Annotated in this window: 26 protein-coding genes and 1 pseudogene; 16 read left to right on the forward strand and 11 right to left on the reverse strand. The window is 64.2% G+C overall.

What is annotated here, in order from left to right:
- Positions 1-28: 28 nt before the first annotated feature.
- The 6 genes from CFE28_05300 (at position 29) to CFE28_05325 (ending at position 5,596) form a co-directional block, all read left to right on the forward strand.
- On the forward strand, positions 29-1,135 hold the full coding sequence (locus CFE28_05300) for a hypothetical protein (protein ID OYU69470.1): 1,107 nt from the start codon (positions 29-31) through the stop codon (positions 1,133-1,135).
- Between the two features lie 22 nt (positions 1,136-1,157).
- Positions 1,158-2,252 carry a hypothetical protein gene (locus tag CFE28_05305; protein ID OYU69471.1) on the forward strand — a complete coding sequence of 365 codons (1,095 nt, stop codon included), beginning with the start codon at positions 1,158-1,160 and terminating at the stop codon, positions 2,250-2,252.
- Between the two features lie 101 nt (positions 2,253-2,353).
- Entirely contained in the window at positions 2,354-2,971 is a 618-nt protein-coding gene (locus CFE28_05310; protein ID OYU69472.1) for a transcriptional regulator, read from the forward strand.
- Between the two features lie 183 nt (positions 2,972-3,154).
- Complete coding sequence (locus CFE28_05315; GenBank protein ID OYU71568.1) at positions 3,155-4,054, forward strand: haloalkane dehalogenase; 900 nt, start codon at positions 3,155-3,157, stop codon at positions 4,052-4,054.
- A gap of 13 nt (positions 4,055-4,067) precedes the next feature.
- Positions 4,068-4,520 (forward strand): hypothetical protein, encoded by a 453-nt coding sequence (locus tag CFE28_05320; protein OYU69473.1) that lies wholly within the window; start codon positions 4,068-4,070, stop codon positions 4,518-4,520.
- Complete coding sequence (locus CFE28_05325; GenBank protein ID OYU69474.1) at positions 4,517-5,596, forward strand: hypothetical protein; 1,080 nt, start codon at positions 4,517-4,519, stop codon at positions 5,594-5,596. The genes CFE28_05320 and CFE28_05325 overlap by 4 nt, the downstream gene beginning before the upstream one ends.
- 39 nt (positions 5,597-5,635) lie before the next feature.
- Here the strand turns inward: CFE28_05325 and folB are convergent, their stop codons facing one another.
- Both folB and CFE28_05335 read right to left on the reverse strand, forming a co-directional pair.
- The gene (gene folB / locus CFE28_05330; protein OYU71569.1) at positions 5,636-5,983 is read right to left on the reverse strand and encodes a dihydroneopterin aldolase; all 348 of its coding nucleotides are present in this window, start codon (positions 5,981-5,983) and stop codon (positions 5,636-5,638) included.
- 82 nt (positions 5,984-6,065) lie between these two features.
- Positions 6,066-6,794 carry a short chain dehydrogenase gene (locus tag CFE28_05335; protein ID OYU69475.1) on the reverse strand — a complete coding sequence of 243 codons (729 nt, stop codon included), beginning with the start codon at positions 6,792-6,794 and terminating at the stop codon, positions 6,066-6,068.
- A 218-nt stretch (positions 6,795-7,012) separates the two neighbouring features.
- On the opposite strand from CFE28_05335, the gene CFE28_05340 reads away from it, so the two are divergent.
- From CFE28_05340 to CFE28_05355, 4 genes are all read left to right on the forward strand, one after another.
- Positions 7,013-7,945, forward strand: coding sequence for a gluconolaconase (locus CFE28_05340; GenBank protein ID OYU69476.1), 933 nt, complete (start codon positions 7,013-7,015; stop codon positions 7,943-7,945).
- 139 nt (positions 7,946-8,084) lie between these two features.
- Positions 8,085-9,524: an aldehyde dehydrogenase family protein gene (locus tag CFE28_05345; protein OYU69477.1), complete on the forward strand. Its 1,440-nt coding sequence runs from the start codon at positions 8,085-8,087 to the stop codon at positions 9,522-9,524.
- Positions 9,525-9,599: 75 nt separating this feature from the next.
- A complete protein-coding gene (locus CFE28_05350) occupies positions 9,600-11,147 on the forward strand; it encodes an acyl-CoA synthetase (GenBank protein ID OYU69478.1) in 1,548 nt (515 codons plus the stop codon).
- A gap of 26 nt (positions 11,148-11,173) precedes the next feature.
- Positions 11,174-12,109 (forward strand): acetyl hydrolase, encoded by a 936-nt coding sequence (locus tag CFE28_05355; protein ID OYU69479.1) that lies wholly within the window; start codon positions 11,174-11,176, stop codon positions 12,107-12,109.
- Here the strand turns inward: CFE28_05355 and nhaA are convergent.
- On the reverse strand, positions 12,106-13,287 hold the full coding sequence (gene nhaA, locus CFE28_05360) for a Na+/H+ antiporter NhaA (protein ID OYU69480.1): 1,182 nt from the start codon (positions 13,285-13,287) through the stop codon (positions 12,106-12,108). The two genes, CFE28_05355 and nhaA, sit on opposite strands and share 4 nt — an antisense overlap.
- A gap of 84 nt (positions 13,288-13,371) precedes the next feature.
- Between nhaA and CFE28_05365 the strand changes: the two genes are divergently transcribed.
- Positions 13,372-14,787, forward strand: a complete 1,416-nt coding sequence (locus CFE28_05365; protein ID OYU69481.1) for a selenoprotein O — start codon at positions 13,372-13,374, stop codon at positions 14,785-14,787.
- On the opposite strand, the pseudogene CFE28_05370 reads toward CFE28_05365, so the two are convergent.
- The 3 genes and pseudogenes from CFE28_05370 to CFE28_05380 form a co-directional block, all read right to left on the reverse strand.
- Positions 14,784-15,629: pseudogene (locus CFE28_05370) on the reverse strand (EamA family transporter). The gene CFE28_05365 and the pseudogene CFE28_05370 overlap by 4 nt on opposite strands.
- A gap of 37 nt (positions 15,630-15,666) precedes the next feature.
- Positions 15,667-16,518, reverse strand: a complete 852-nt coding sequence (locus CFE28_05375; protein OYU69482.1) for a tRNA glutamyl-Q(34) synthetase GluQRS — start codon at positions 16,516-16,518, stop codon at positions 15,667-15,669.
- 8 nt (positions 16,519-16,526) lie between these two features.
- Positions 16,527-17,156, reverse strand: coding sequence for a TetR family transcriptional regulator (locus CFE28_05380; protein ID OYU71570.1), 630 nt, complete (start codon positions 17,154-17,156; stop codon positions 16,527-16,529).
- Positions 17,157-17,940: 784 nt separating this feature from the next.
- Here CFE28_05380 and CFE28_05385 point away from each other — a divergent pair.
- Positions 17,941-18,501, forward strand: a complete 561-nt coding sequence (locus tag CFE28_05385) for an HNH endonuclease (GenBank protein ID OYU69483.1) — start codon at positions 17,941-17,943, stop codon at positions 18,499-18,501.
- Between the two features lie 8 nt (positions 18,502-18,509).
- Here CFE28_05385 and CFE28_05390 read toward each other — a convergent pair whose 3' ends face one another.
- From CFE28_05390 to CFE28_05410, 5 genes are all read right to left on the reverse strand, one after another.
- Positions 18,510-19,427: a hypothetical protein gene (locus CFE28_05390; GenBank protein OYU69484.1), complete on the reverse strand. Its 918-nt coding sequence runs from the start codon at positions 19,425-19,427 to the stop codon at positions 18,510-18,512.
- A gap of 78 nt (positions 19,428-19,505) precedes the next feature.
- Complete coding sequence (locus tag CFE28_05395) at positions 19,506-20,156, reverse strand: GNAT family N-acetyltransferase (protein ID OYU69485.1); 651 nt, start codon at positions 20,154-20,156, stop codon at positions 19,506-19,508.
- Positions 20,153-20,716 (reverse strand): demethoxyubiquinone hydroxylase family protein, encoded by a 564-nt coding sequence (locus tag CFE28_05400; GenBank protein ID OYU69486.1) that lies wholly within the window; start codon positions 20,714-20,716, stop codon positions 20,153-20,155. The genes CFE28_05395 and CFE28_05400 overlap by 4 nt, the downstream gene beginning before the upstream one ends.
- Positions 20,713-21,231 (reverse strand): disulfide bond formation protein B, encoded by a 519-nt coding sequence (locus CFE28_05405; protein ID OYU69487.1) that lies wholly within the window; start codon positions 21,229-21,231, stop codon positions 20,713-20,715. Before CFE28_05405 ends, CFE28_05400 begins: the two co-directional genes overlap by 4 nt.
- 26 nt (positions 21,232-21,257) lie before the next feature.
- Positions 21,258-21,836, reverse strand: coding sequence for a cytochrome B (locus tag CFE28_05410; protein ID OYU69488.1), 579 nt, complete (start codon positions 21,834-21,836; stop codon positions 21,258-21,260).
- A gap of 119 nt (positions 21,837-21,955) precedes the next feature.
- Between CFE28_05410 and hppD the strand changes: the two genes are divergently transcribed.
- Genes hppD through CFE28_05430 form a run of 4 tightly spaced genes read left to right on the forward strand, consistent with a single transcriptional unit; the run spans position 21,956 to position 25,469 of the window.
- On the forward strand, positions 21,956-23,044 hold the full coding sequence (hppD, locus tag CFE28_05415; GenBank protein ID OYU69489.1) for a 4-hydroxyphenylpyruvate dioxygenase: 1,089 nt from the start codon (positions 21,956-21,958) through the stop codon (positions 23,042-23,044).
- A gap of 39 nt (positions 23,045-23,083) precedes the next feature.
- On the forward strand, positions 23,084-24,073 hold the full coding sequence (locus CFE28_05420) for an isoaspartyl peptidase/L-asparaginase (protein OYU69490.1): 990 nt from the start codon (positions 23,084-23,086) through the stop codon (positions 24,071-24,073).
- Positions 24,073-25,200 (forward strand): homogentisate 1,2-dioxygenase, encoded by a 1,128-nt coding sequence (locus CFE28_05425; protein OYU69491.1) that lies wholly within the window; start codon positions 24,073-24,075, stop codon positions 25,198-25,200. Before CFE28_05420 ends, CFE28_05425 begins: the two co-directional genes overlap by 1 nt.
- Positions 25,200-25,469, forward strand: a complete 270-nt coding sequence (locus tag CFE28_05430) for a hypothetical protein (GenBank protein ID OYU69492.1) — start codon at positions 25,200-25,202, stop codon at positions 25,467-25,469. Before CFE28_05425 ends, CFE28_05430 begins: the two co-directional genes overlap by 1 nt.
- Positions 25,470-25,491: the final 22 nt, after the last annotated feature.

The raw sequence follows: 25,491 nt of genomic DNA on the forward strand, positions 1-25,491 counted from the left end.
GGATATCCAGCTTAATTCGGTGTCATGTTTGGGGGGCTGGGAAACGCACCTCACAGCAGATTACCTTGGTGACAAGGCGGGGGATGCGATTGATCTTTCAGATCTGCGGGCATCGAGCCAGGCCAGAGCCATCAAGGCGGAAATCGAAGGCGCAGGGGAGCACAACTGGATGTTTTCAAGTTCCGGGACGAACAACGCGCATCCCGATCCCGCAAGGCGAACACTGGCCGCCGGGCTTCTGGGGCTTGGCCTGTCGCCTGCCCTCGCCGGAGCCGGTCCAAAGGTCGTTCAGGGGGAACGGACCTGGAGCGAGTCCGCCATGGTTCTCTATTTTGACCCGGCAGTGGAAAACGGGTTCAGCCTGAGGATTTCCCGGTACCCGGAACGCAATGCGACTTGGGTCTGGTGTCATTTGCTTCTCGACGGAAGCCTGTACGCCTTCACAACCCGAATGGCGCCGTGTGAGTCCAGTCGCACCGATCCAGATCAGCCAACGGCATTCTATACTGCGCCAGGGTTGCGCGTGGGAATCTCCAGACTGGGGACTTCGGCCCATCTCCAGGCCCTGTCCTTTCAGGCCGATGTCCGGGCGCATCAGAACTCAGGCGGTCGGGACGGCGATGGCCCCAATAGGGTGAAGCTTGAGGGGATCTTCCGGCCCGGTCCGCTGAAGACCGGATCACCAAAGGGCCGATTTGAACGGACCGGCCGTATCGAGGCCCGCCTACAGGCGGGCGGCCGCATTGCGGAATTGTCGGGTGTCGGCAAGGCTCACGAGCAGACCCAGACCGACCCGAGGTTCACCGCGCCTTTCACCTACGCCATGCTCTGGGGTCCTTCGGCGTCCCTGGTGGGCCTGATGTCCCCCGAAAGGCAGTACGGCGACTTCGAATTCGCGGGTCTCGATACGAAGATGTCCAGCTTTCAGATTGGTCAATGGGCGCAGATCCGTAGGTTTGAAGCCTCTCTGGCTGATGGCCGCCGGATTGGGGGCGAGGCCGAAACCGTAAGACAATTCAAGGTGCCGATTTTCGGCCACCAGTGGCTCGGGCGCATTGTGCGGGCCAAGGTCGAAGGGCAGTCCATGGTAGGAATGATCAACGACTGGCGGCCTGAAGATCAGGCTTTCAGGTGATCCAAAGTGGAAGGCTCCAGCAATGACTGACCGCCCATTCTCCAGATTCCGTAACCCCCGCCGCCGGGACCTGCTGAAGGCTGGCCTTGCCTCGCCAATCTGGGCGATGTCGGTCGCAGGGGATGCAACCGCCGACAGCCTTGGCGCCTTCCAGACCGAAGTCGTGGACCTGGACCTTGCCGACCGCATCCGCAGCAGGATCGTGAAGACACGCTGCTACATTCCTGTCGGCGCTGGCAGGCGCCCGGTCATAATTTTCAGCCACGGCTTTGGCGGTTCATCCGAAGCCTTTCCCAACACCTGTCGCGCCTGGGCCAGCCAGGGCCATGTAGTGCTGGTCCCGACCCACTCCGACTCCATCACCGCCCAGGATGCGGACTCGGGCCAGCGCCGTCGCATGATCATCCAGAGCGTCATCGCGGCCCGACGCAGCGCCGCGGAAGGTCGGCAGCGGCAATTCAGAAGGTCGAATGCAGAGGCAGTCGACCGCGGAGCCTCCCTAACAGACATGCTGGAGGACCCCAAATATCTGTCCAGCAGGCTGGAGGATGTCGCCTTTCTCAAGGCCGCGTTGACCGATCCCAGGCTTGGTCTGGACGCAAGAGTTCTGGCTGTGGCGGACCCGTTGAGGATGGGCATGGCAGGGCATTCCTATGGCGCCTACACCACCCTGGTCATTGGCGGCGCTGAGCTGTCGCCGCAGCCTCAGGCGCCTGTCCCGAAGGGGTTCCTCGGGCATCTGGCGATCAGCGGTCAGGGGCCGGGGAGGATGGCCCTGACAGAGTCCAGCTTCAGGTCCATGACCGGTCCGCTCTTCGCCGCCACAGGTACAGAGGACTTCGGCGCCGCCGAGGAGACCCCGCCCTGGAGATTGACGGCCTTCCACAAGAGCCCGCCCGGCCACAAGTACGCAGCGGTGCTCAAGGGCTTCCGGCACATGGACTTTGACCCATCGCCGACCGACCCGGAGCATGGCGCCCAGGGCGAAGCCTTCAGGGCGCTTCAGATGGCGTTCTGGAAGGCGACGCTGCGTGGTGACAACTCTGGCTTTGCACGGCTCAACCAGGTTGCACGAGGTTCCCGGGTCACCGACCCTGTCTGGTTCAGGTCACGCTAGGGCTGACGGCGGCCAGCCCTGCACAACCGTGATCTCTACTTCCGGAAACTGGAGGCAGGGCATCACTTGCACAGCCAGCGCGCAGCCCGTATCCGCACGCCATGACTACGGACCCGGCCAAGCCGCGATCACCCCGCGCCCGGCGCGCTCCGCCCCCTGAACTGGACGGGCGCATGGCGCGGAGCCGTGTAACCCGCGGGAAGATAGTCGCCGCCCTGCTGGACCTCATTCGCGCGGGGAATCTCAGTCCGACGTCCGAAGATGTGGCTCAGTATGCCAAGGTCGGACATCGAACGGTTTTCCGCCACTTCCAGGATATGGAATCCCTGTTCGATGAAATGAACACCAAGGTCGGAACCCTGGTGCAGCCCTTGCTGACGCAATCCTCCTGGGAAGGGCCTCTGGCGCAGAGGATCGACCAGCTTGTTGCGGCCAGGGCGGCCATATTCGAGCAGATCACGCCCTATTTCCTATCCGGGGAAACCCGGCTCCATACTTCGCCGACCCTACAGCGCGCCAGGGCGCAGTTCGCGAAACAACAGCGCCGCCAGCTTCTCGCCTGTCTCCCAGAGGCCGGAGAACGGCCGGATGCCGCCGCAGCCATTGACCTGCTGACGTCCATGGAAGGTTGGCTGCGACTTCGTCGCGCGCAGGGCCTCAGCGCCGCCCAGGCCAAGCAGATCATCGTCGCCGCCATGAGCCGCCTCCTCGCCAGTTGAGCGTGATTTGAGGGGCGGCTCCCCTTGTCAAACCTCACCACAGCATATATTGACATAGATAGTGTCAATATATGCTGTGGGCGCGGGAGGCCGGGCAATGGTGGGTTTCGGGGTTTGGGCCGTCACACCCGCCGCAGCATTGGCGCCGAAGTTTCAACCTCATTTTCAGACCAGAGCAGCTTCATGAAAATCATCCGCACCCCCGATGAGCAGTTTGAAAACCTGCCTGATTTTCCCTGGGCGCCCCACTACCTGACCGTTCAGGATGAAGACGGAACGGACATCCGCATCCATTGCATTGATGAGGGTCCGCGCGACGCGCCGCCGATCCTCTTGATGCATGGCAATCCGACCTGGGCCTATCTCTATAGGCACATGATCCCCGGGCTGCTGGCGACGGGTCGCCGGGTCATCGCCGTCGACCTGGTCGGCTGTGGGCGGTCGGACAAGCCTGCGGCCAAGAGCGACTACACCCTGGCGCGGCACTATGACTGGATGGGCAAATGGCTCACCCAGATGGATCTGACGGACATCACCCTGTTCTGCCAGGACTGGGGTGGCAATATCGGCCTCTATCTCGTGGCGCAGCACCCGGAGCGCTTCGCCCGCGTGATCGCCTCCAACACCGGCTTGCCGCTGGGCGAGGGCGAAAGTGAATTCATGAAGATGTGGGTCGGCATGATGCGCGAAGCCACGGCCTTTCCCTGGCAGATGCTGGAAGCCGGCATGCAGCGCAAGCTCAGCGAAGGCGAACTGGCCGCCTATCACGCGCCTTTCCCGTCATCGGACCATGAAGCCGGGATCATCCAGTTCCCGGTCCTCATCGCCGTCCAGACCGACAATCCCGGCGCCCCGTTGAACCGCGCGGCCTGGGCGAAACTGGCGTCCTTTGACCGCCCTTTCCTGACGATTTTCGGAGACCTCGATCCGGTCGCCAGGGGGTGGGACAAGCGGGCCCAGGCGTATATTCCGGGCGCGGCCGGTCAGAAGCACCACAACATCCCCACGGCGAACCACTTCATCCAGGAAGACGCACCGGAGGAACTGCTCGCCCACATCATCCCCTTTCTTGACGTGAATTGAGGAGGCCGGTCCCATGGCCCTGCTGCCCCCCAGCACCAACGCCGACTATCGCGGCTCGCGCTTTTCCGCCTGGTTCCTCTGCCTCTCAGCAGTGCTGACCATCGTCCCGGGAATGATCCACTATTTCCTGCCCGACGGCGGCGCCGGGGTCATCGCCCACATGGATCTGACGACCCGTGCAGATGTCATAATCTCCCTGTTCGCCTGGAATGGCGCGCTACAGATCCCATACGGGATCCTCACCCTGGTCATCGCCTTGAGATACCAATCGCTAGTGCCCCTGGTCCTGCTCGCATTGATCCTCATGCAGTCCCTGGCCACCTTTTCCGCCTGGTTCTGGAAAGGCTCCCATGGCGGTCATCATCCGCCAGGGCACTATGGCCACGCCGTGTTTCTTGTGTTGAGCGTCATCTTCCTCATTCTTTCGCTGCGCCCGCAGCGCGCCCAATCGGAGTTGAGCGCATGATCACCCAGGTTCAGGTCCGTCGGGCCTCGTTTGCCGAAACCCGGGTCGTCTCCCTCGACACGCCGGATCTGGCGGAGGGTGAGATCCTTGTGGCCATCGACAAGTTCGCCATGACCGCGAACAATGTCAGCTACGCCCTTTCCGGCGATATGATCGGCTACTGGAAGTTCTTCCCGGCCGAAGAGCCCTGGGGGATTGTCCCTGTTTGGGGCTTTGCTGATGTCGTGGCTTCGCAGGCGCCGGGCATAGCCGTCGGTGAGCGCATCTGGGGATTTCTGCCCATGGCCAGCCATCTGGTCATGCGCCCGTCTGCAGTGACTGACCGATCCTTTTCGGACGGCGCCGCCCACCGTGCTGAACTGCCGGCGCTCTACAACAACTATCAGCGCACCAGCGGCGATCCGGCGGAGCTGACCGCCCTGGAAGACGAGCGGTGTGTGCTCTTCCCGCTCTTTTCAACCTCTTATGTCCTCTACGACTATCTGGTGGACAATGCCTTCTTCGGCGCAGGGCAGGTGCTGGTCGGCAGCGCCTCGTCCAAGACCGGCCTTGGCCTGACCAACCTGCTTGCACGGCACGGCGAAGGACGCCCCCGGGTGGTCGGCCTGACCTCGCCCGGGAATGTCGGCTTCGTAAAAGGCCTCGGGACCTGTGATGAGGTGGTGACCTATGACGCCATCGGCGCCATGGACCCGACCATCCCGACCGCCTTTGTCGACATGTCCGGTGCGGGCGAGGTCGTCAGCGCCATTCACGGGCAATTTGGCGCCCAGCTCAAACTCAGCTGCGCCGTCGGCGCGACCCATTGGGGCGCCGGCCGGTATCGCCCGGACCAGCCCGCCATACCACACGCCTTCTTCTTCGCCCCGGCCCAGTTCGCCAAGCGTGATCTGGATTGGGGACCCGGCGAAATCATGCGTCGCGCCCAGGCGGAGTCTGCCCGTATTTCGGCCGAAATGAAGGGCAGTCTGGAGACGCGTCACGAGCTCGGCCCGGACGCCGTGACAAGCGCCTGGCGTGGCCTCGTTGAGAACGCCATCGCGCCGAGCGTGGCGATCATGGCTTCACTGCGTTGATTGACAGACTCTCCGGTCGGCGCGGTCCGGACAGAGCGCCTAGCCGCGCACGACCGTAATCTCCACCCCTGCCGACTGGGCGTGTGGGGCCAGGGCCATGGGCTTTTCCACCCGCACCCTAGCGCGCAGGACCTTGGGGTCTGACAGGCAGGCGCGGGCCAGGCGTTCGGCGAAGGTTTCAACCAGGCCGATATGGCCCTCGGCCAGAATGGCCTGGGCGGCCTGGCCGACCATTTCATAGTTCACCGTGTCGGCCAGCCGGTTGAAGGCGGCGGTGGCCACATCCAGCTCGGCGTCGATGATCAGGGGCTGGGCCCGGCCCTTTTCGTGGGCGTAGACGCCGATATGGGCGTCAACCTTCAGGCCTGTGACGAAGATCTTGGTCATGACCATACGGCCGGGATCGGCGGTCACGGCCTCTGGCTCGTCGGGGCTTGCGGCGGTGTCCGGGGTCTGGGCCATGGGATCCTCAAGCCAGATGCTGACCGGCGTCGACGATGATCATCTGTCCGGTGACCGAAGGCGCGTCAATGAGATAGGCCATGGCCTGGGCGATCTCTTCAGGCGCCGCTGCTCTTTTGAGCGGCGTGGAGGCTGCTTCGTCGGCAAAGTCCTCTTCCGACTGGTGGATGGACCGCAGGACAGGTCCGGGGCCGACGGCATTGACCCGGATGCGCGGCGCCAGGTCCCTGGCCAGCATGCGGGTGGCGTCCCACAGGGCGCTCTTGGACAGGGCGTAGCTGAAGAAGGCCGGGCTGGGGTTCATCACCCTCTGGTCCAGCAGGTTGAGGATCATGCCGTTCCGGTCGGCTGGCAGGCGCCGGGCGAAGGCCTGGGCCAGGACCAGGGGCGCGCGCAGATTGGTCTCCATGTGGAGGTCCCAGGAGGCGCGGTTCATTTCGGAAAAGGTCTCGTCCTCGAAGACCGAGGCGGAATTGACCAGCAGGGTCACAGGGCCCAGCTCGGCTTCGGCCAGACCGACCAGGGGTGCGGTCTCGGCCTCGTGACGCAGGTCGGCGGTGAGGATCACGGCCTTGCGGCTCAAGGCCCGCACTTCAGCGGCTGCGGCGTGGGCGTCGTCATCGGCGCTGCGGCAGTGGATGGCCACGTCAAAGCCCAGGCCGGCACAGGCGCGGACAAGGGCCCGACCTATGCGGCGCGATCCGCCGGTGACCAGGGCCGCGCCGCGGCTGCTCATGGTTTGGACCTAGTCGAGACGACCAAAGTCCTTCCAGTTCAGGGCCAGCATGATGATGAAGAACGGGATGATGATACCAAGCGGGCTCATGGACGCCTCATAGGGATAGTGTTCGTCTCCGGCTTTAGCGGGGTCGGCTGCGTCGGGCAAGGAGTCACCGCCGCTTGCACGCCCCCGGCGGCGAAGGCAGTGTCGGGAAAAGACCAGAGGAAACGACCATGCCGCTTGCCCCCATCCCAGCCGAGGCCTTTACGAAGATCGCCGTTGGCATAGACCGTCCAGAGGATGTGGTGGTCTCGAAGACCGGGCGTGTCTTCGCCAGCGACCATCAGTGCGCCGTGGCCGAGATCTTTCCTGACGGGTCCTTCAAGCGGATGGGGCCAAGGGGCGGCGCGCCAAATGGCATCAACATGGATCCCCAGGGCCGCATCCTTATCGCAAATTTCGGCATTTATGACCGGGAGGAGGGGCCCCTGCAGAGGTTCGACCCCGCCACTGGCGCCCACGAGACCCTGGTCGCCGAGGTGGATGGCAAGCGTCTGACCAGCGCCAACTATCCAGTCATGGACCGGGACGGGAACATCTGGTGCGCCAATTCCACCCATGCCGAAACCTGGCCCCAGGCCCTGGACGGCCGGACCGATGGCTTCATCTTCGTCCTGCGGCCTGACGGCTCGACCAGCATTGTCGCCGAGGGCCTGAAGTTTCCCAATGGCATGGCGCTCAGCGCCGACCACAAAACGCTCTATTGCGCCCAGACCTCGGGCGCCGATGTCATGGCCTTTGACATAATGCCCGGCGGCAAGCTCGGCCCTGGCCGGCGCTATGGCCCCCAGCTGGGCGCACTTCAGGAAGCTGGTGCAGCCGCGGCCGATCCTCACACCCTGGGCTATACTGACGGCGTGGGCATGGACGCCGAAGGCAATCTCTGGGTCTGCCTGCCCGCCGCCGACAAGGTGGTGGCGATCACGCCGAGCCTTGAAGTGGTGACCGTGATCCACGACCTGAAGGGCGACACCGTCAATCACCCGACCAATGTCACCTGGGGCGGGCCGGACCTGAAGGACCTCTACATCGGCTCGATCCGGGCGGGATATGTGCTGAAGGCCCGCAGCCCGGTTGCAGGACTGCCTTTGGTCCACCAGCTATAGGAGCGGAATTCGCGCCTCTGTGGCGTGAATCCGGAAAAACGGCTTTCACAGTTATCAGCGATCACTAAAATGGTTCGCTGAAGCCCGGCGGGGCGCGTCCCGTCGGTGCGGCTTACCAACATCGATCCGGGAGGACGCCATGCGCGAGTACCTAAAGTTCTATATCGACGGCCAGTGGGTCGAGCCGACCGAGTTGAAGACGCTGGACGTCATCAACCCGGCTACGGAAGACGTCTGCGGCAAGATCGCCCTGGGCGGCGCTGCTGACGTGGACAAGGCCGTCATGGCCGCCCGCAAGGCCTTCGCCTCCTGGTCGCAGACCAGCCGCGAAGAGCGCCTGGACGTCCTGAACCGCATCCTGGCCGAGTACCAGAAGCGCTTTGGCGATCTGGCCACGGCCGTCACCGAGGAAATGGGCGCTCCGGCCTCCCTGGCCCAGCGGGCCCAGGTTCCGATCGGCATGGGCCACCTGGGCACCGCCGTCGCTGTCCTCAAGGACTTCAAGTTCGAGGAAGATCGCGGCCCGACCCGGATCGTCAAGGAGCCGATCGGCGTCTGCAGCTTCATCACCCCCTGGAACTGGCCGCTGAACCAGATCGTCTGCAAGGTGGCTCCGGCCATCGCCACGGGCTGCACCATGGTGCTGAAGCCTTCGGAAGTGGCGCCTTTCTCGGGTCAGATCTTCGCAGAAATCATGCACGCCGCCGGCGTTCCGGCTGGCGTCTTCAACATGGTTCACGGCGATGGCCTCGGCGTGGGCGTGCCCATGTCCAGCCACCCGGAAGTGGACATGGTCTCCTTCACCGGCTCCACCCGCGCCGGCATCGAAGTGGCCAAGAACGCCGCTCCGACCGTCAAGCGCGTGGCCCAGGAACTGGGCGGCAAGAGCCCGAACATCGTCCTGGACGATAGCGCCTTCGCCAAGGGCGTCGCCCGCGGCGTGGCCACCATGATGACCAATTCCGGTCAATCGTGTAACGCCCCGACCCGCATGCTGGTGCCTTCCAAGCGCATGGATGAAGCCATCGCCGTGGCCCGTGAAACCGCCTCCACCGTGACCGTTGGCGACCCCAACGGCAATTCGCAGCTGGGCCCCGTGGTTTCCGAAGTCCAGTTCAACAAGATCCAGAAGCTGATCCAGGCCGGCATTGACGAGGGCGCGACCCTGGTCGCCGGCGGCGTCGGTCGTCCGGAAGGCCTGGACAAGGGCTATTATGTGAAGCCCACCGTCTTCGCCAACGTGACCAACGACATGACAATCGCCAAGGAAGAGATCTTCGGCCCGGTCATCTCGATCCTCGGCTACGAAACCCTGGATCAGGCCATCGAGATCGGCAACGACACCGAGTACGGCCTGGCGGCCTATGTCCAGGCTGAAGACATCGCCAAGGCTCGTGAAGTGGCTTCCAAGCTGCGCGCTGGCCAGGTGTCGATCAACGGCGGCGGCGGCGACATGATGGCCCCCTTCGGCGGTTACAAGATGAGCGGCAACGGGCGCGAGTGGGGCGATTTCGGCTTCCACGAGTTCCTCGAAACCAAGGCCATCCTGGGCTATGCGCCCAAGGAAGCGGCTGAGTAAGTAAGACGGACCACCCCCTCCCTGGAAACGGGGAGGGGCAATCCCTCCGCGAGAGAGGGGCTAATGGGAGGGTAGATGGACATCCAATGTGTCGCCGATGTCGCGCGGGTTCATGCCCGGCAGCGACCAGACTCCCAGGCCCTCTGGTTTGAGGGCGAGGCCGTAAGCTATGGCCAGCTCGACGCCCTTTCCTCACAATGCGCCCAGGCCCTGATTGCGGCCGGCGTCCAGCCCGGCGACCGGATCGGCGTGCTGGCCAAGGGCAATGCCGACTTTTTCATTCTGTGGCTGGGCTGCGTGAAGGCCGGCGCCTGTCTGACACCGGTCAACTGGCGGCTGGCCGCGCCTGAGGTGGCCTTCATTTTGGGCGATGCCGGATGCCGTCTGGCGGTCATTGGCGCCGACTATGCGGGATTGGTCTCGAATCTGGACCTGCCCGCCCTGGCGACCCGGATCCAGTTCGAGCCCGGCCATGCCGAGTGGCCCGGATTCCGCGACTGGATCGCCGGTTTTCCCGCCAATGATCCCATGCGGGCAGTGGCGGCGGACGAAGACGTCATCCAGCTCTACACCTCTGGCACCACCGGTCTGCCCAAGGGCGTCCAGCTGACCGAGCAGAACTATGCCGCCTGCTTTGACGGGGCGGTGCAGGCCTGGGCCAGTTTTGAACCCGGCGATGGCGTGCTGGTGGCCATGCCGCTCTTCCACGTGGCGGGCGCCAATCTGGGCATGCTGGGCCTGTTGCAGGGCGCCCGGATCGTGGTCATGCGCGAGGTCGATATCGGCCAGATGCTGCGCCAGATCGAAGACCACAGGATCGCCCACGCCTTCATGGCGCCAGCCATCATCAACATGCTGTTGCAGCATCCCGACCAGGCCGGCGCTGACCTTTCCAGCCTGACCCATGTCTATTATGGCGCCTCGCCGATCTCGGAAGAGGTCCTGACCCGGGCCCAGGCGCGGCTGGGATCGCGGTTCATGCAGCTCTATGGCCTGACCGAAACCATTGGCGGCGGCACCTACCTGCCCCCAGAGGCCCACGACCCGGCCCTTGGCAAGCTGAGAGCCTGCGGCATTCCCAGCCCGGGATACGAGGTCCGTGTCATGGTCGAGGGCCGGATCGCCGAAGTGGGCGAAGTGGGCGAGATCGAGATCCGGTCGGCCGGCATCATGAAGGGCTACTGGAACCGGCCCGACGCCACCGCCGAGGCCATCGACGCCGAGGGCTGGTTCCGCAGCGGCGACGCCGGCTTCTTTGATCAGGATGGCTACCTCTTCATCCACGACCGGGTGAAGGACATGATCGTTTCAGGCGGTGAGAACATCTATCCGGCCGAGGTCGAGAACGCGCTGATGTCCCATCCGTCCGTCGCCGACGCCGCCGTGATCGGCGTGCCGGACGACAGGTGGGGCGAAGCCGTGAAGGCCATTGTCGTCCTGCGGTCAGGCGCCGAACTGGACGCGGCAGGGGTCATCAACCACTGCCGCACCCTCATTGCCGGCTACAAGACCCCCAAGTCGGTGGAGACCATTGCCGTCCTGCCGCGCAATCCCTCCGGCAAGGTCCTGAGACGTGAGCTCCGGGCGCCCTATTGGGAAGGTCGGACACGGCAGGTCGGCTGACCCCTATTCTTCAGGAAAGAGACCCCATGGATCCGCGCTTCAAGGCCCTGATGGACGCCCAGGCCGCCGCCGCTGCAGGACAGGAGGCGCCGCCCCTGGACGCCATTCCGCCAGACATGGTGCGGGCCGGCTATCGCATGGAGCGGACCAGCCAGAACCAGAATGCGCCCAAGGATGTGGAGGTCCGCGACCTTCAGGTTGACGGAGCCGCCGGCCCGATCGGCGCCCGGCTCTACACGCCCAGGGGCGCGGCGGCTGTGACCCCGGGACTGGTCTATTTCCATGGCGGCGGGTTCGTCATCGGCGATCTGGAGACCCATGACGGCCACTGCCGCCGGCTGGCCGCCTATTCAGGCTTCCGGGTCATGGCCATCGACTACCGCCTTGCGCCCGAGCATCCCTTCCCGGCCAGCCATGACGACAGCCTGGCGGCGACGAAATGGGCTTTCGATCACGCCGCCGAAATTGGTTTTGATCCGAAGCGCATCGCCGTGGGCGGCTGTTCCGCAGGGGGCAATCTGGCAGCCTCCATCTCCATCGACCTGAAGGACGATCCCCAGCGCCGTCTGGCCTGGCAGATGCTGCTTTATCCCTTCATCTGTCCCGATGAGGACACCCCGTCCCGTAAGGCCCTGGACGGGCCCCTTCTGACCAAGGCCGCCATTGCCTGGTTCGTGAAGAACCTGGCGGCTGAGGGCCATCCCCAGGCGGCTCGCGCCATTCTGGGCGCCAGGGCTGACGTATCGGGGACCCCAGCAGCCCACATCGTCACCGGCGGCTATGACCCGCTGCAGGACGAGGGCCGCGACTATGCTGACCGTCTGGCGACGGCGGGCGTGCCGGTCGAGCATGTGCATTACGCGGACCTGATCCACGACTTCTACGTCATGGGCGATGTCTCGCCGGCGGTGGAGGATGCGGCCCGGGAACTGGCCGCCGCCATGCAGAAGGCCCTGGCCTAATCCTCAACCGGGACGTGGCGGCTCTGGCTCCAGGTCAGGACCGCCAATCCTACAAGAGCTGAGAGCAGGGAACCTGCGACCACGCCCATGCGGACCTGGCTCTGGGCGGCGTCAGGCCCGAAGGCCAGGGCGCCGATATAGAGGCTCATGGTGAAACCGACGCCGCACAGGACGCTGACGCCATAGATGTCGATCCACTTCGCGCCGGTGGGGCGACGGGCGAGCTTCAGGCCCATGGCCAGGCTTGCGGCGCCGAAGACCCCGACCTGCTTTCCGACGAAGAGACCCAGAGCCACCCCCAGGGTGACCGGGCTGAAGACGTCACGCAGGGACAGGCCGCTGAAGGAAAATCCCGCCGCCACAAAGGCGAATGCGGGCAGGATCAGGAAGGCCACATAGGGGTGAAGGCTGTCCATGAAGTAGTGAAGCACCCCGACCTGACCCGTCCGGCGAGGCTCCAGCGGAATGGTCATGGCCGCCGCCACGCCGGCGAGAGAGGTATTGACCCCGCTCTTCAGGGTGAAGGCCCATGCTATGGCGAAGAGGACCGCATAGAAGAAGTAGGGCGCATTCCGCCAGCGGCCCATCAGGGCCATGATGGCGATGGCCGAGGCGGCGCCCGCCAGATCCCACATGGCGACGTGGTCGGTGAACATCAGGGCGATCAGCACTACCGCGCCCAGGTCATCGACTATGGCCAGGGTCAGCAGAAAGGTCCGCAGGGAGGGCGGCAGGTTCGGGGCGGCTATGGCCAGGGCCGCCAGGGCGAAGGCGATGTCGGTCGCCACAGGAGTCGGCCATCCGGCTGGAACCCCATCGGCGCCCATATTGAAGGCCAGGTAGACCATGGCCGGAACGATCATGCCCCCAAGGGCCGCGAGAATGGGCAGGGCCAGACGACGGGGATTTGAGAGTTCGCCCCGCAGGATCTCGAACTTGATCTCCAGCCCGACCACAAAGAAGAAGATGGTCATCAGGCCATCCTTGACCCACTTCAGGACGGACTCCGTTGCGCGGAACTCGCCGACCTGCAGGGTGAAAGGCATGGAGATGAAGTCGAAATAGCTGGCCGACCATGGCGAATTGGCCAGGAGGACAGCCATCAGGGCGGCAAGACCCAGAATGACGCCTGACGCCGCTTCGGTCTTCAGGAAACTCAGGGTGATGCGTCGGGCCATGGGCCTAAATTACCATGCGCTCTGTGATCGGAACATGACAATCGGCGCCTTGCGGGCGTTCTCCGGCCAGTCCATCTGAGGGGCATGAGCCTTTCTCCCGACTACCGCCCCGACCCCCGCCTGCCGCGCCTGGGACCCGACTTCGCCGATCCGGTTGAAGCTGCGGACTTTCCGGAGACAAGGCTGCGCTATCGCAATCAGAGGGCGGCGGCGACCGTAGGGCTGGATACCCTGAGCGATGAGGAATGGCGGGACCACTTCGGGCGGTTCAAGCCCCTGCCGGGCAATCTCGAAGCGCCTTTGGCCCAGCGTTATCACGGCCATCAGTTCCGTGTTTACAACCCGGATCTGGGCGACGGCCGGGGCTTCACCTTCGCCCAGATGCGCGAAGTCGGATCGGACCGCCTGCTGGACCTGGGGACCAAGGGTTCAGGGCCCACGCCCTGGTCGCGCCAGGGCGACGGACGACTGACCCTAAAGGGCGGGGTCCGCGAGGTTCTGGCCACCGCCATGCTGGAGGCCGTGGGGGTAAACACCAGCAAGACCTTTTCCCTGATCGAAACCGGCGAAGACCTTCAGCGCAATGACGAGCCGAGCCCGACCCGTTCAGCTGTGATGGTCCGGCTCAGCCATGGGCATGTCCGGTTCGGCACCTTCCAGCGTCAGGCCTTCCTGGAGCGGCCCGACCAGATCACCCGCCTGGTCGATTATGTGATCGAGACCTACTACCCCGAACTGGAGGCTGCTGCGGACCGTCGGGCCGCGCTTCTGGAGGCCGTGATTGTGCGGACCGCGGCCATGTGCACGGGCTGGATGGCGGCCGGGTTCGTTCATGGCGTGCTCAATACCGACAACATGAACATTACTGGCGAGAGCTTCGACTACGGCCCCTACCGCTTCCTGCCGCGCAATGACCCCAACTTTGTCGCCGCCTATTTCGACCAGAACGGTCTCTACAGTTTTGGACGGCAGCCCGAGGCGGTGTTCTGGAACCTGCAGCAGCTGGCGGGGTGCCTGGCCTTGGGCGAGGCGGACCAGGAGCCCTTGGTGGCGGCCCTCAACACCTTTGGCGGCGTCTACCGTAACGCTCTTGCTGCTTCCATGCTCCGTCGCCTGGGGATAGCGCCTGAAAGTCCGGAGGCTGATTTCGCCCTCGCGGGATCGGCCTTCCGGGCCCTGTCGGTGGGCGGCGATGTCCTGAGGTGGGAGCCCTTCTTCTTCGACTGGTTCTGTGGCGACACCGGTCGCGCCATGGCCAGTCCCCGGCGGGAGGTCTATGAGGCGCCGGAGTTCGCAGACTTCCGCGCCCTGATCCATGGCCGGACTGCCGACAGACCGGAGCGACTCGACGCTCCCTATTTTTCGAACCCCGACCCGCAGGAACTGATTGTCGAAGAGATCGAGGCGATCTGGGCCGATATTGCGGCACGGGACGACTGGTCGGCGTTTGATCAGAAGCTTGTGGATCTGGAGGCCACCCGCACGGCCTGGGCGCTCTAGGCCTTTGGTCGGGCCGACCATTGGGCCAGAACGACCCCGCACAGGGCGATGGCCCCGCCCAGGGCCTGCATGGGTCCGAAGACTTCACCGAATATGCTCCAGCCCAGCAGGGCCGCAACGACGGGCTGCACAAGAACGGTGACCGAGGCCGTGGCGGCGGGCAGGCGCCCCAGTGCCCAGGCGATGGAGCCCTGACCCGCCACGTGCATGACCCCAAGACCGATGCAGGCCGCCCAGCCGGTGAGGCTCGCAGGGATCAGTTGCTCATGCAGGCCCAGCCCCGCCAGGAGAAGAATCGGAGCTCCGGTCAGGCTTGACCAGAACATCAGCCTGGAAGCCCCCATGGTCCGCCGCGCAGAGCTGACCCCAAGGAAGTAGAGGGCGTACCAGAAGGCGGTCGCGGTGGAGAGGATGTCGCCCAGAAGGGGTGACTTGCCGGCGAACCCAGCGTCCCGCGCCATGGCCATGATCCAGGCGCCCGCCACTGCAAGGGCCACAGCCACCAGGAAGAGGGGGCTGGGCTTCTGTTTCAGAACCACCCAGGCCACGGCGGTGACCACAACCGGTGTCAGGTTGGACAGGACAGTCGCCTTGGCGACAGACGTGAAGGCGATGCCATAGTGCCAGAAGCCCAGGTCCAGGGCGAAGGCCAGGCCGGTGAGCAAGGCGATGGGGGCAAAGCCCGAAATGGCGCCTTCAGCCCGGCGGGTCAGGAGCGCCAGCAAGGGCAGGGCGAAGGTCAGTCGCCAGAAGCCAGCCATGACGGGTCCGACATCCGAAAGGCGGACCAGGATCGGGCCAACGCCTATGACGCAGGCGCCCAATAGCAGAACCAGCAGGGCCCGGCCTCGATCTGACTCGTGGGATTGCACAACGGTCTCAGTCAAACCCGAGGTCCTTTCGAAGGGTTCCGGGTTTCATCCCCGCAGTCCGGAGACTTTGCAGGGTCTCGGCGTTGTGGCGTTTTGCCAGACGCACGCCGTCGGCGCCACGCAAGAGTGCGTGGTGCCTGTAGACCGGGGTGGGCAATCCAAGCAGGGCCTGGAGCAGGCGCTGGATATGGGTAGCCTCGAACAGGTCTTCACCCCGGATGATGTGGGTAACCCCCTGCAGGGCGTCATCCACCGTCACGGCCAGATGGTAGGCGACCCCCACATCCTTCCGCGCGAGGATGATGTCGCCCGCCAGATCGGGCAGGGCGGTGATGAGTCCATGCTGACCTTCCGGGCCGGCGCCTTCCTCTTCAAAGGTCAGGTCTGTGAAGCTGCCGAGTTCTGATCTGGCGGCCTCGAGGGAGAGCCGCCAGGCAAAGGGTTCTCCCCGGGCGAGGCGTTCGGACTCTTCGGTTGGCGATAGGGCTGCGCCCCGAAATGCGGGGGCTGTCCCATGGGGCGCGCTGGCCATTTCCTGCGCCACTTCCCGACGGGTCCTGAAACATCGATAGGCCAGCCCCCTGTCGCAGAGCCTCTCCAGGGCGGCGTGATAATCGGCCATATGCTCGGACTGGCGGCGGACCGGCTCTTCCCAGCCCAAGCCCAGCCAGGACAGGTCTTCCAGAAGATCAGCTTCAAAGGCTGGACGACAGCGGGTGGTGTCGATGTCTTCAATTCGGAGAATGAATCGCCCGTCCGCCTCCCGGGCGGCGGACCAGGCTTTCAGGGCTGAATACGCATGCCCGCGATGCAACAGTCCCGTCGGGGAGGGTGCAAAGCGGGTTGTAAATCCGGGCACCTTGACGGCTATTTCGGGGTCAGGTCCGCAAACACCCGCATGTGGGAGAAGATCCCCCGGAAGAAGGCCTCTTCGCCGCCGACCGCGTCCTTCAGGTGTTCAAACTGTTTGAATGAGGCCATTTCCGCCAGGCCGTGGGCCGCGCACCAGGCTGCACTGGTGGCCAGTTCCAGACCGATTTCGTCACTGGGGTCAGCGCCAGCTTCGACCAGGGTGTCCCGCACCTGGCAGTAGGCGCTGTCATCCTGCATGCGGGCATGTTCGGGCAGGTCGTCCTTGTCCCGGGAGCCGTCATACATGACGCGGTACAGGCTTGGATTGTCCCGCGCGAAGCAGACATAGGCGACGCCCAGGGCCACCATGCGGTCACCAAGGGATGAAGCTTCCGCCCGGGCCTTGGTCATGGCCTGGTTCAGCATTTCCCAGCCTTCATGGGCTACGGCGTCCAGCAGCTCGCCCTTGTCCTTGAAATGATGATAGGGCGCCGCAGGGCTGACGCCGGCTTCCCGGGCGACAGCGCGCAGGGAGAGGGCGGAGGGACCGTCGCGTTCCAGCAGGCGACGGGCCGCATCAATCAGGGCGCGGCGGAGATCGCCGTGGTGATAGGGCCGGGCTTCGGCTGCGACAGTTTCTCTCATGGCTGGCACCGTAATTCTATATCGCTGCCCCGTAAAGGCATCTTGACAATGCTTAGATATCGGCTATCTTAGCATTGTTCAAATAACAGATCTCCCCACTCCCCTGGGGCTCAAACTGAAAGGTGTGTGTCATGTCTCTCGCCAACTTCGAGCGTCTCGTCGACCGGATCGTTCCGGCCTTCCTTCTGGCGCTGGGCCTCGGCGTCGCGGCCGCAATGGCCGGCGCTGTCTAGGCTCCTGAAAACTCCGCAAGGAACGGGGCCCCGAAAGGGGCCCTTTTATTGTCCACGAAATCGACCTCAGCCCATACAAAAATGCATGTCGTACATTGTAAAATGTAACTGTACACCGTTCAGATTGGCGCTATCCTGCAATTGTCCAGACGGACAAAGGGTTCGGATCCCCCGGCCCAACCCACAGGAGACTTCACATGACCAACCGTTCCATCCCCGCCTTCGCCCGCGCCGCCGATCTGCTCGTCGCCATTCTGTTCGTGTCCATGAGCCTGGCCATCGCCGGCGCCTCTACGATCATTGGCGCCTGATGCCGGAAGATTGTCCTCGCTTGCCCTATTGAGCGGCGGTCGCCAGGCAAGCGAGGACCTGATCTGCCAGGAGGTGAAATTTTGACAGACCGTCATTCAAGCGCCAAAGAATCAGGCCTATCCTGAACCAGGCTCAACCGGACACCGACTGTCCGGGACGCATATTGGACCTCGGGAGACCCGTCTTCAGGCACAGGCTTTCGTTCAACAGCGCGCCTACGCGCACCGGGAGGCCCAGCCATGGAGGTGCTTAGTCATCCGCCAACTGGGTGGCCGGCCCTTGTGCTGAACGCCGACTTCAGGCCGTTGAGTTATTATCCCCTGTCGCTCTGGCCCTGGCAGGATGTGATCAAGGCGGTGTTCCTTGATCGCGTTGACGTGGTCTCGACCTACGATCAGACCATCCGGTCACCGTCCTTTGAAATCCAGCTCCCCAGCGTTGTGGCGCTGAAGAGCTATGTGGCCCAGGACCGGGCTCCGGTCTTCACCCGATTCAACCTGTTTCTCCGGGACTCGTTCTGCTGCCAGTACTGCCGCAGGGCCGAGGACCTGACCTTTGACCATGTGACCCCCCGGTCACTCGGTGGCCGGACGACCTGGGAGAACATCGTCACCGCCTGCGCCCGGTGCAATTTCATCAAGGGCGGCAAGACGCCTGCCCAGGCCAACATGCATCCCTTCGTCAGGCCACGTCAGCCCACCACCTATGAGCTGCAGGAGCGTGGACGGAAGTTCCCGCCCAACCACCTGCACCGCAGTTGGATGGACTTTCTCTATTGGGACACTGAGCTGGAGGCCTGATCCTCTGATCAGGCGACGTCGAACCTGACGGTCGATCGCCCGAAGTCCAGGGCGACAGCATCAAACTGCGCCAGAAGGTCCACGCCCAGAATGATGGCGGGCTTGGTCGTGAGATCCCACACCTTGAAGACGCTGGCTTCGGAGAAGACCACCGGCACATTGCCCAGGGTCAGGCCGCCCAGCCGAAGGAAGGGCAGGTATCCCATTTCCCCAAGAAACTTCTCGCCCACCAGGGAGGTCAGTTCGACCTGTTCCACATGGGTCCTTCCCGCATCAGCACGGTTCAGAAGCCGCCGCAGCGCCGCATTGCCAATGGAGACCTGCGATCCCGAGTCGATCATGGCGCTGATCGGGGCGCCGCTCATGTCGGCGTCCACCATGGTCAACTGACCGGAACGTCGGCGGGCCGGCACCACAACCCGATTGAAGGAGCTGGTCTCGTGCTTAGGCGGGGCGATCTCGAGGCTCTTGCCCTTGAAGTCCAGGACCAGTCGGCGTGATTTCAGCCAGTCGACTCCCAGAACGCCCCGGGATTCCTGCGAAGGCATGGGCAGGACGGGAATATTGATCCGCCTCTGGCTCCTGCCGGCAATCTCAAGGCGCTCCACCCGCGCCGTTGGTCGGGGGTGACTGCTGACCATGGTGCGAATGGCGACCATGGGGCCCTCAGGAAGATCCAGTTCGTCGGCCAGCTCCCGGGAAATGCAGGAGCGGTTGGCCCCGGTGTCGACCAGGAAGTTGAAAGGACCCTTGCCGTTGATCAGGACCGGCGCCACCAGACGTGTCGCCTTGTCACGGGTAGCCGGAACCCGGCTGGCGGTTTCATTGGGCGAGACCTCGTCCTGCTCCTGGGCGAAAGCCGTCAGGGGCGCGAGGGCGCCTGTCGCTGCGAGCATGTGGGCGAGTGAACGTCGACTGATCGTCATGTCCGAAAACCCTTTTTGATACCGCAGCCTAACTTCGAATGGCCGACCATTCAAATTAAACTCCGGCAAGGCCGTGCGCTATGGCATCGCAGGCCGGGCCTCGCGCCACATGGCGAAGAGGGGAGGGGCGTCAGGTCGGGCCCTGTATTCCTCCACCACTTCAAATCCGTGGCGTTCGTACAGGGGAACATTGGCGGGGTTCGAGCTTTCGAGGAAGGCGTGACGGCCCTGGGCGTCGACCTCTCTCAGGCCCGCGGCCAGCAGGCGCGAGCCGACCCCATAGCCCTGGGCCTCGGGCCGGACACCCAGAAACCAGAGGTAGGCGTGTGGTCGGTCCTTTGGATGATGGGCCTCCATGGCGTTGCGCATGGCGATCATCCTCGGCAGGCGGGCGAGGCCTGTGAGGGCTGCGATCCTGGGCAGGCTGCGAAGGGATTCCAGCAAGGGGGTAGGGCCCAGAGCGTCAGATGGCAGCCAGATCGCTGCGGCGCCCCCTGTGGCAGGGCGCTGCACCACGCCGTCCGGCAGGGCTGATCCCAGCAGGAGCCCATAGAACAGCCGGAGCCTGGCGGTGTCATGCCCAGCATCTGGCCTGAGGAACCAGAGAAACTGCGGGTCCTGGGCGAAGGCTGCGGAGAGGTCGTCGGCGACCTGGCCAACCTGGTCGCGGCTAGCGCGAACCGGCGCTTCTGCGGCAAGTCGCAGGGCGACGATCTCCGCCTCGGTCACAGCTTTTCGCTGATCTTGATGGCGGTCAGGCAACCGGCCTTGATGACGGCCGCCAGCACCGGATAGCCGGGGGTCGACGTCGCCCCCTCGGCCATGGCGTGATCACGATGGGACAGTTCCTCATCGCGGAACTGACTGAGCTCGGCCGCGAGTTCGGGATCGGAACCCGAGATTTCGGCGATCTGTCCGGCATAGTGCTTTTCGATCACGCTCTCGACAGCGACGGTGCAGGCGTGGGCGGCCTTTTCGCCCATCAGGGCCGTGCCCGCGCCCAGGGCATAGCCAGCCAGTCGCCAAAGGGGCGCCATGAGGGTGGGCCGGACCTGATGGGAGTTCAGAAGGGCGTCGAAGCGGGCCAGGTGCACCGCTTCATGGCCCTCCATCTCGGTAAGCTGCTCGACAATGCGCGCCCGACCGGGCGCTGCCCCCAGCACGGCGCGTTGGCCGCGATAGATGTGGACGGCGGCCAGTTCGCCCGCGTGGTCAACTCGAAGCATCTCTGCCAGCCGGGCCTTGGCGGCGCCCCTTCCGGGGCGGGCTGGAATGGGCTTTTCAGTCATGCAAACTGCCGTCGGCTGGTGGCCGCCATCAAGCTCAGAATGGTGAGCTTCAGGGAAATCAGGACGTTGTATCCGGCCATGGAAATGCCGAAGAGCCGCCAGGCAGCTTCATCGCAGGACGGAGGCTTGATCTTCGCCGTGCCCTCGGCGATGGCCGCCAGGGCGCCCAGGTCGACCTTGCCGCCTGACGAGGCGCAGGTTGTCGGCCCTGGCCACCACTTCCATTCAGCGCCCGAATGGTAGATGGCGATGCCCATCCCAATGGCGAATGCGAGGGCCAGGGCGATATTGAAGGCCCAGCGGAAGCGTTTCATGCCTGGCCGGGAGGTCAGCACCATGCCGACCAGGGCTATGGCGCCCGCCGCCCAGTAAACCGTCCTCTGATGCAGGCAGAGCGTGCAGGGCGCATATCCGCCAAAGGTCTCAAAAGCATGGGCTATGGCCAGCATGAGGGCGGACGAAAACAGCGCCCACCCGAGCCAGCGATCAAGGAAATAGCCGATGAGTTTGGACATGATGCGATTAGACCCGAAAATGGCGCCTAGCCCAAGACCTTGATCGCAACCACGGCTCCGACCAACAGGGTGAGGCCGAGGATCGAATAGAAGGTCAGTCGCCTTTCAAACTCTTCCCGGATGGCCGGACCAAAATACTTCAGAAGGGCGGCGGCAAGGAAAAACCGGGCGCCGCGGGTAACCACCGAGGCCCAGACAAAAGTCACGAAGGAGAAGTGAGCAAGGCCCGAGGCAATGGTCACCAGCTTGTAGGGAATGGGCGTAAGACCCTTGATCAGTATGACCCACAGGCCCCACTTGCTGAACCAGGCCTGGAAGGCCTGCTGGCCATCGGCATGTCCCAGCAGGGCCAGAAGCCATTCGCCAAATCCGACCAGATAAAAGCCGATGGCGTAGCCCAGGCACCCGCCCAGGACGGAGGCGGCCGTGCAGATCCCTGCATAGACAAAGGCCCTCTCCCGGCGCGCCAGCACCATGGGCGCCAGCATGACATCAGGCGGTATGGGAAAGAACGAACTTTCCGCAAATGACACCACCGCCAGGGCCCAGGGGGCGCGGGGGGAACCAGCGAGGTTCATGACCCCGTCGTACAGCTTTCGAAACATCAGGATTCCGATTCCAACTCGCCTGCTTGCTAGCAGGACGGCGGCCCCTTGTCTCTTGTCGCGCACTGGGGCATTTAGTTACAAATGATACGAATTCACCCGATCAGGACCTGCCACTGATGAACGCCAATTCGCGCGACCTGTTTGAAAACCCCCTCGGCACAGACGGCTTCGAGTTTGTGGAGTTCACCTCGCCTGAGCCGGACAGGCTGAAGGCCCTGTTCGAGCAGATGGGTTTTACGGCGACGGACCGTCACCGTTCAAAGAACGTCCTGAGGTTCCGGCAGGGGGACATCAACCTGATCCTGAACATGGAGCCCAATGGCCAGGCTGCCGATTTCCGGCAGGTCCATGGCCCTTCGGCCAACGCCATGGCCTTCCGGGTCAAGGATGCGGCAAGGGCGCTGCAGCTGGCGGTCGAGCGCGGCGCCGAGGCGGTGCAGGGGCCGGTCGGGCCGATGGAGCTGAACATTCCCGCCATCAAGGGGATCGGGGGCTCGAACCTCTATCTGGTGGACCGGTACGGGGCCCAGGCCATCTATGATGTGGACTTCCTTCCGATCCCCGGCGCAGTGGAGCAACTGCAAGCCAACAGCCTGGGCCTGACCTATCTCGATCACCTGACCCACAATGTCTTCCGGGGCCAGATGGGCGCCTGGGCGGGCTTCTATGAGCAGATCTTCAACTTCCGGGAAATCCGCTATTTCGACATCGAGGGCGCCCAGACGGGTCTTGTCTCGAAGGCCATGACCAGCCCCTGCGGCAAGATCCGGATCCCCCTGAACGAGAGCCAGGACGACCACTCCCAGATCGAGGAGTTCCTGCGGGACTATGGTGGCGAGGGCATCCAGCATATCGCCCTGGGATCCGATGACATCCATGCCAGCGTCGAGGCGATGAAGGCTCGTGGCGTCCACTTCCAGGATACCATCGACACCTATTTCGACGGCATCGACGCCCGGGTTCCGGGGCACGGCGAAGACGTCGCTCGGCTGCGGGCCAACCGCGTCCTGCTGGATGGCGCGCCGACGGAGGGACAGGGACTGCTGCTGCAGATCTTTACCGAGAACATGATCGGCCCGATCTTTTTCGAACTGATCCAGCGCAAGGGAAATGAAGGTTTCGGCGAGGGCAATTTCAAGGCCCTGTTTGAGTCGATTGAACTGGACCAGATTCGCCGCGGGGTGTTGCCTAAGGCCGACGCGTAATCTCCCCCCCCTGCTTCTGGCGCTGCATCTGGATTCCCAATGACTGACCCGTCCTCACGCCGCTGGTCCATCGCCATCCATGGGGGCGCGGGCGCCATAACCCGCGACCGGCTCAATCCGGAACAGGACGCCGCCTATCGTCAGGCTCTTGCACGGGCGGCGGAAGCCGGTGCTGCGGTGCTGGCCTCTGGTGGGCCTGGTCTCGATGCCGTTGAGGCCGCCCTGCACGTCCTTGAGGATGATCCCCTGTTCAACGCCGGCCGGGGCGCTGCCTTCAGCGCCGGGGGTCGCAATGAAATGGATGCGGCCATCATGAATGGCGCCAATCTCCAGGCAGGGGCTGTCGCCGGAGTCACCGAAACCCGCCATCCGATCACCCTGGCCCGGGCTGTGATGGAAAAATCGGATCATGTCCTGCTCACAGGTGATCAGGCCGACGCCTTCGGCCGGTCCGTTGGCGTCGAGGCCATCGATCCGGCCTTCTTCTTCGTGGAGCGCCGCTGGCGCAGTCTGGAACGCTACCTGCAGGCTCAGGGCCTTGCGGTTCCACCTCGCCCGGCGGGCGCCAGCCCGGACGCCCAGGGCCATCTGGTTCATGACGAGGGAAAGCACGGCACAGTCGGCGCTGTGGTCCGGGACATGGAAGGCCATGTGGCGGCAGGCACTTCAACGGGCGGCACCACAGGCAAGCGCTGGGGCAGGGTCGGAGATTCGCCGATCATCGGCGCCGGAACCTATGCCGATGACCGGTCCTGCGCCGTCTCGGCCACTGGCGTGGGAGAATACTTCATCCGCCTGGCCGTCGCCCATGACATCAGCGCCCGCGTGCGGTTCGCCGGCATGAGTCTTCAGGCGGCGGTGGACGCGGTCATTCAGCAGGAACTCACCGACCTTGGCGGCGAGGGCGGGGTAATCGCCGTCGCGCCGAGCGGCGAGATCGCCTGGAGCTTCAACACCACGGGAATGTACCGGGCCAGCCAGACGGCGGGCGGGCCCCTGCAGGTCAGCATCTACAAGGACGAACCCTGATGGCCAGAAACTGGATCCCGGTCCGCGGCGCGCAGGGAACCCATTCCCGGCAGGCTCATGCCGACATGCCTCCGGGAACCTATGAGCGGGAAATGTCCAAGGAGGGGTTCTTCGGCCCGGCCGCCTTCCTGCATCACGCAAACCCGCCTACGGGCTGGGTGGATTTCCAGGGTCCCCTGAGGCCCCGGGCCTTTGATCTGGCCCGCCTGGAAGAAGGGGCGACCTCGCCCTGGTCTGCCCCGGTCATCCTGCACAATGCCGCCACCGAAGTCCGGTTCTGGAAACTCAGCGCGCCCATGGCTGACCTGGCCCGCAATGGCGATGGCGACCAGCTGCTCTTCATCCATCAGGGGCAGGGCGAACTGTTCTGCGACTTCGGCCGTCTGGCCTATGCCGCGGGAGACTATCTCTACCTGCCCCGTGGAACCATGTGGCGGCTGATCCCGGCAGCTCCCACAGCCATACTGATGATCCAGGCGACCAACACCCACTTCACCCTGCCGGACAAGGGCATGCTGGGCGGGCACGCCCTGTTCGACCCCGCCATGCTGGACATACCGCAGATGGATGAGGCCTTCCGCGCCCATCAGGCCCTGCCCGGGGCCTGTCGCATAGAGATCAAGAAGCGGGGTCAGGTCTCCGTCGCCACCTATCCCTACAATCCCCTGGACGCCGTCGGCTGGCACGGCGAGCTGGCGCCGGCGCGGATCAATGTGAAGGATCTGAGGCCGGTGGTCAGCCTGCGCTATCACCTGCCGCCCAGTGTCCACACCACCTTCGTCTCGGATCGCTTTGTGGTCTGCACCTTTGCGCCGCGGCCCTTCGAGACCGATCCCGGAGCCCTCAAGGTGCCGTTTTTCCATAACAATGACGACTATGACGAGGTCCTGTTCTACCACGCCGGCGACTTCTTCAGCCGCGACAATATCGATGCCGGCATGATGACCTTCCACCCTTCCGGGTTCACCCACGGGCCACATCCCAAGGCCCTGAAGAACATGTTGGTTCAGCCCAAGACCGCCACGGACGAGTACGCCGTGATGATCGACACCCGCGACCCGCTGGATGTGGGCGAGGCCGCAGGTTCGGTGGAGAACCTCGCCTATGTCGACAGCTGGAAAGCCTGATGTCCTTCATCGCCATTGACGCTGATCTGGCCGCTGCGGCGGACGAGGAACTGGACCGGGCCTGCGACCTGTCCTGGCGGGACCTGTCAGGCATCATTCCCTGGGGGGACAGCTATGAAGGCGTCACGCCTGGCGGACGGGATGCGGTTTTCGAGCGCAACTACATCTGGGCCGAGGCGCCGCGCGGCGACATCTGCGTCGAAGTCCTTGTCCACCTGCCACGCAATTTCGAGCAGGGCGCGAAACGCACTCGCCTGATCAAGCGTTAGGGGACATGCTCCTGCCAACAAA

This window comes from Alphaproteobacteria bacterium PA2 (assembly GCA_002256425.1).
Classification (GTDB): Bacteria; Pseudomonadota; Alphaproteobacteria; order Caulobacterales; family Caulobacteraceae; genus Phenylobacterium.

Bases quoted from the DNA above. Each gene is read 5' to 3' on its own strand.
- folB (OYU71569.1), bottom strand. From the start codon at position 5,983: ATGACCAAGATCTTCGTCACAGGCCTGAAGGTTGACGCCCATATCGGC.
- CFE28_05385 (OYU69483.1), top strand. From the start codon at position 17,941: ATGGAGGTGCTTAGTCATCCGCCAACTGGGTGGCCGGCCCTTGTGCTG.
- CFE28_05380 (OYU71570.1), bottom strand. From the start codon at position 17,156: ATGAGAGAAACTGTCGCAGCCGAAGCCCGGCCCTATCACCACGGCGAT.
- CFE28_05325 (OYU69474.1), top strand. From the start codon at position 4,517: ATGATCACCCAGGTTCAGGTCCGTCGGGCCTCGTTTGCCGAAACCCGG.
- CFE28_05340 (OYU69476.1), top strand. From the start codon at position 7,013: ATGCCGCTTGCCCCCATCCCAGCCGAGGCCTTTACGAAGATCGCCGTT.
- CFE28_05320 (OYU69473.1), top strand. From the start codon at position 4,068: ATGGCCCTGCTGCCCCCCAGCACCAACGCCGACTATCGCGGCTCGCGC.
- hppD (OYU69489.1), top strand. From the start codon at position 21,956: ATGAACGCCAATTCGCGCGACCTGTTTGAAAACCCCCTCGGCACAGAC.
- nhaA (OYU69480.1), bottom strand. From the start codon at position 13,287: ATGGCCCGACGCATCACCCTGAGTTTCCTGAAGACCGAAGCGGCGTCA.
- CFE28_05425 (OYU69491.1), top strand. From the start codon at position 24,073: ATGGCCAGAAACTGGATCCCGGTCCGCGGCGCGCAGGGAACCCATTCC.
- CFE28_05315 (OYU71568.1), top strand. From the start codon at position 3,155: ATGAAAATCATCCGCACCCCCGATGAGCAGTTTGAAAACCTGCCTGAT.
- CFE28_05405 (OYU69487.1), bottom strand. From the start codon at position 21,231: ATGTCCAAACTCATCGGCTATTTCCTTGATCGCTGGCTCGGGTGGGCG.
- CFE28_05410 (OYU69488.1), bottom strand. From the start codon at position 21,836: ATGTTTCGAAAGCTGTACGACGGGGTCATGAACCTCGCTGGTTCCCCC.
- CFE28_05305 (OYU69471.1), top strand. From the start codon at position 1,158: ATGACTGACCGCCCATTCTCCAGATTCCGTAACCCCCGCCGCCGGGAC.
- CFE28_05350 (OYU69478.1), top strand. From the start codon at position 9,600: ATGGACATCCAATGTGTCGCCGATGTCGCGCGGGTTCATGCCCGGCAG.
- CFE28_05430 (OYU69492.1), top strand. From the start codon at position 25,200: ATGTCCTTCATCGCCATTGACGCTGATCTGGCCGCTGCGGCGGACGAG.
- CFE28_05355 (OYU69479.1), top strand. From the start codon at position 11,174: ATGGATCCGCGCTTCAAGGCCCTGATGGACGCCCAGGCCGCCGCCGCT.
- CFE28_05335 (OYU69475.1), bottom strand. From the start codon at position 6,794: ATGAGCAGCCGCGGCGCGGCCCTGGTCACCGGCGGATCGCGCCGCATA.
- CFE28_05345 (OYU69477.1), top strand. From the start codon at position 8,085: ATGCGCGAGTACCTAAAGTTCTATATCGACGGCCAGTGGGTCGAGCCG.
- CFE28_05365 (OYU69481.1), top strand. From the start codon at position 13,372: ATGAGCCTTTCTCCCGACTACCGCCCCGACCCCCGCCTGCCGCGCCTG.
- CFE28_05420 (OYU69490.1), top strand. From the start codon at position 23,084: ATGACTGACCCGTCCTCACGCCGCTGGTCCATCGCCATCCATGGGGGC.
- CFE28_05390 (OYU69484.1), bottom strand. From the start codon at position 19,427: ATGACGATCAGTCGACGTTCACTCGCCCACATGCTCGCAGCGACAGGC.
- CFE28_05310 (OYU69472.1), top strand. From the start codon at position 2,354: ATGACTACGGACCCGGCCAAGCCGCGATCACCCCGCGCCCGGCGCGCT.
- CFE28_05400 (OYU69486.1), bottom strand. From the start codon at position 20,716: ATGACTGAAAAGCCCATTCCAGCCCGCCCCGGAAGGGGCGCCGCCAAG.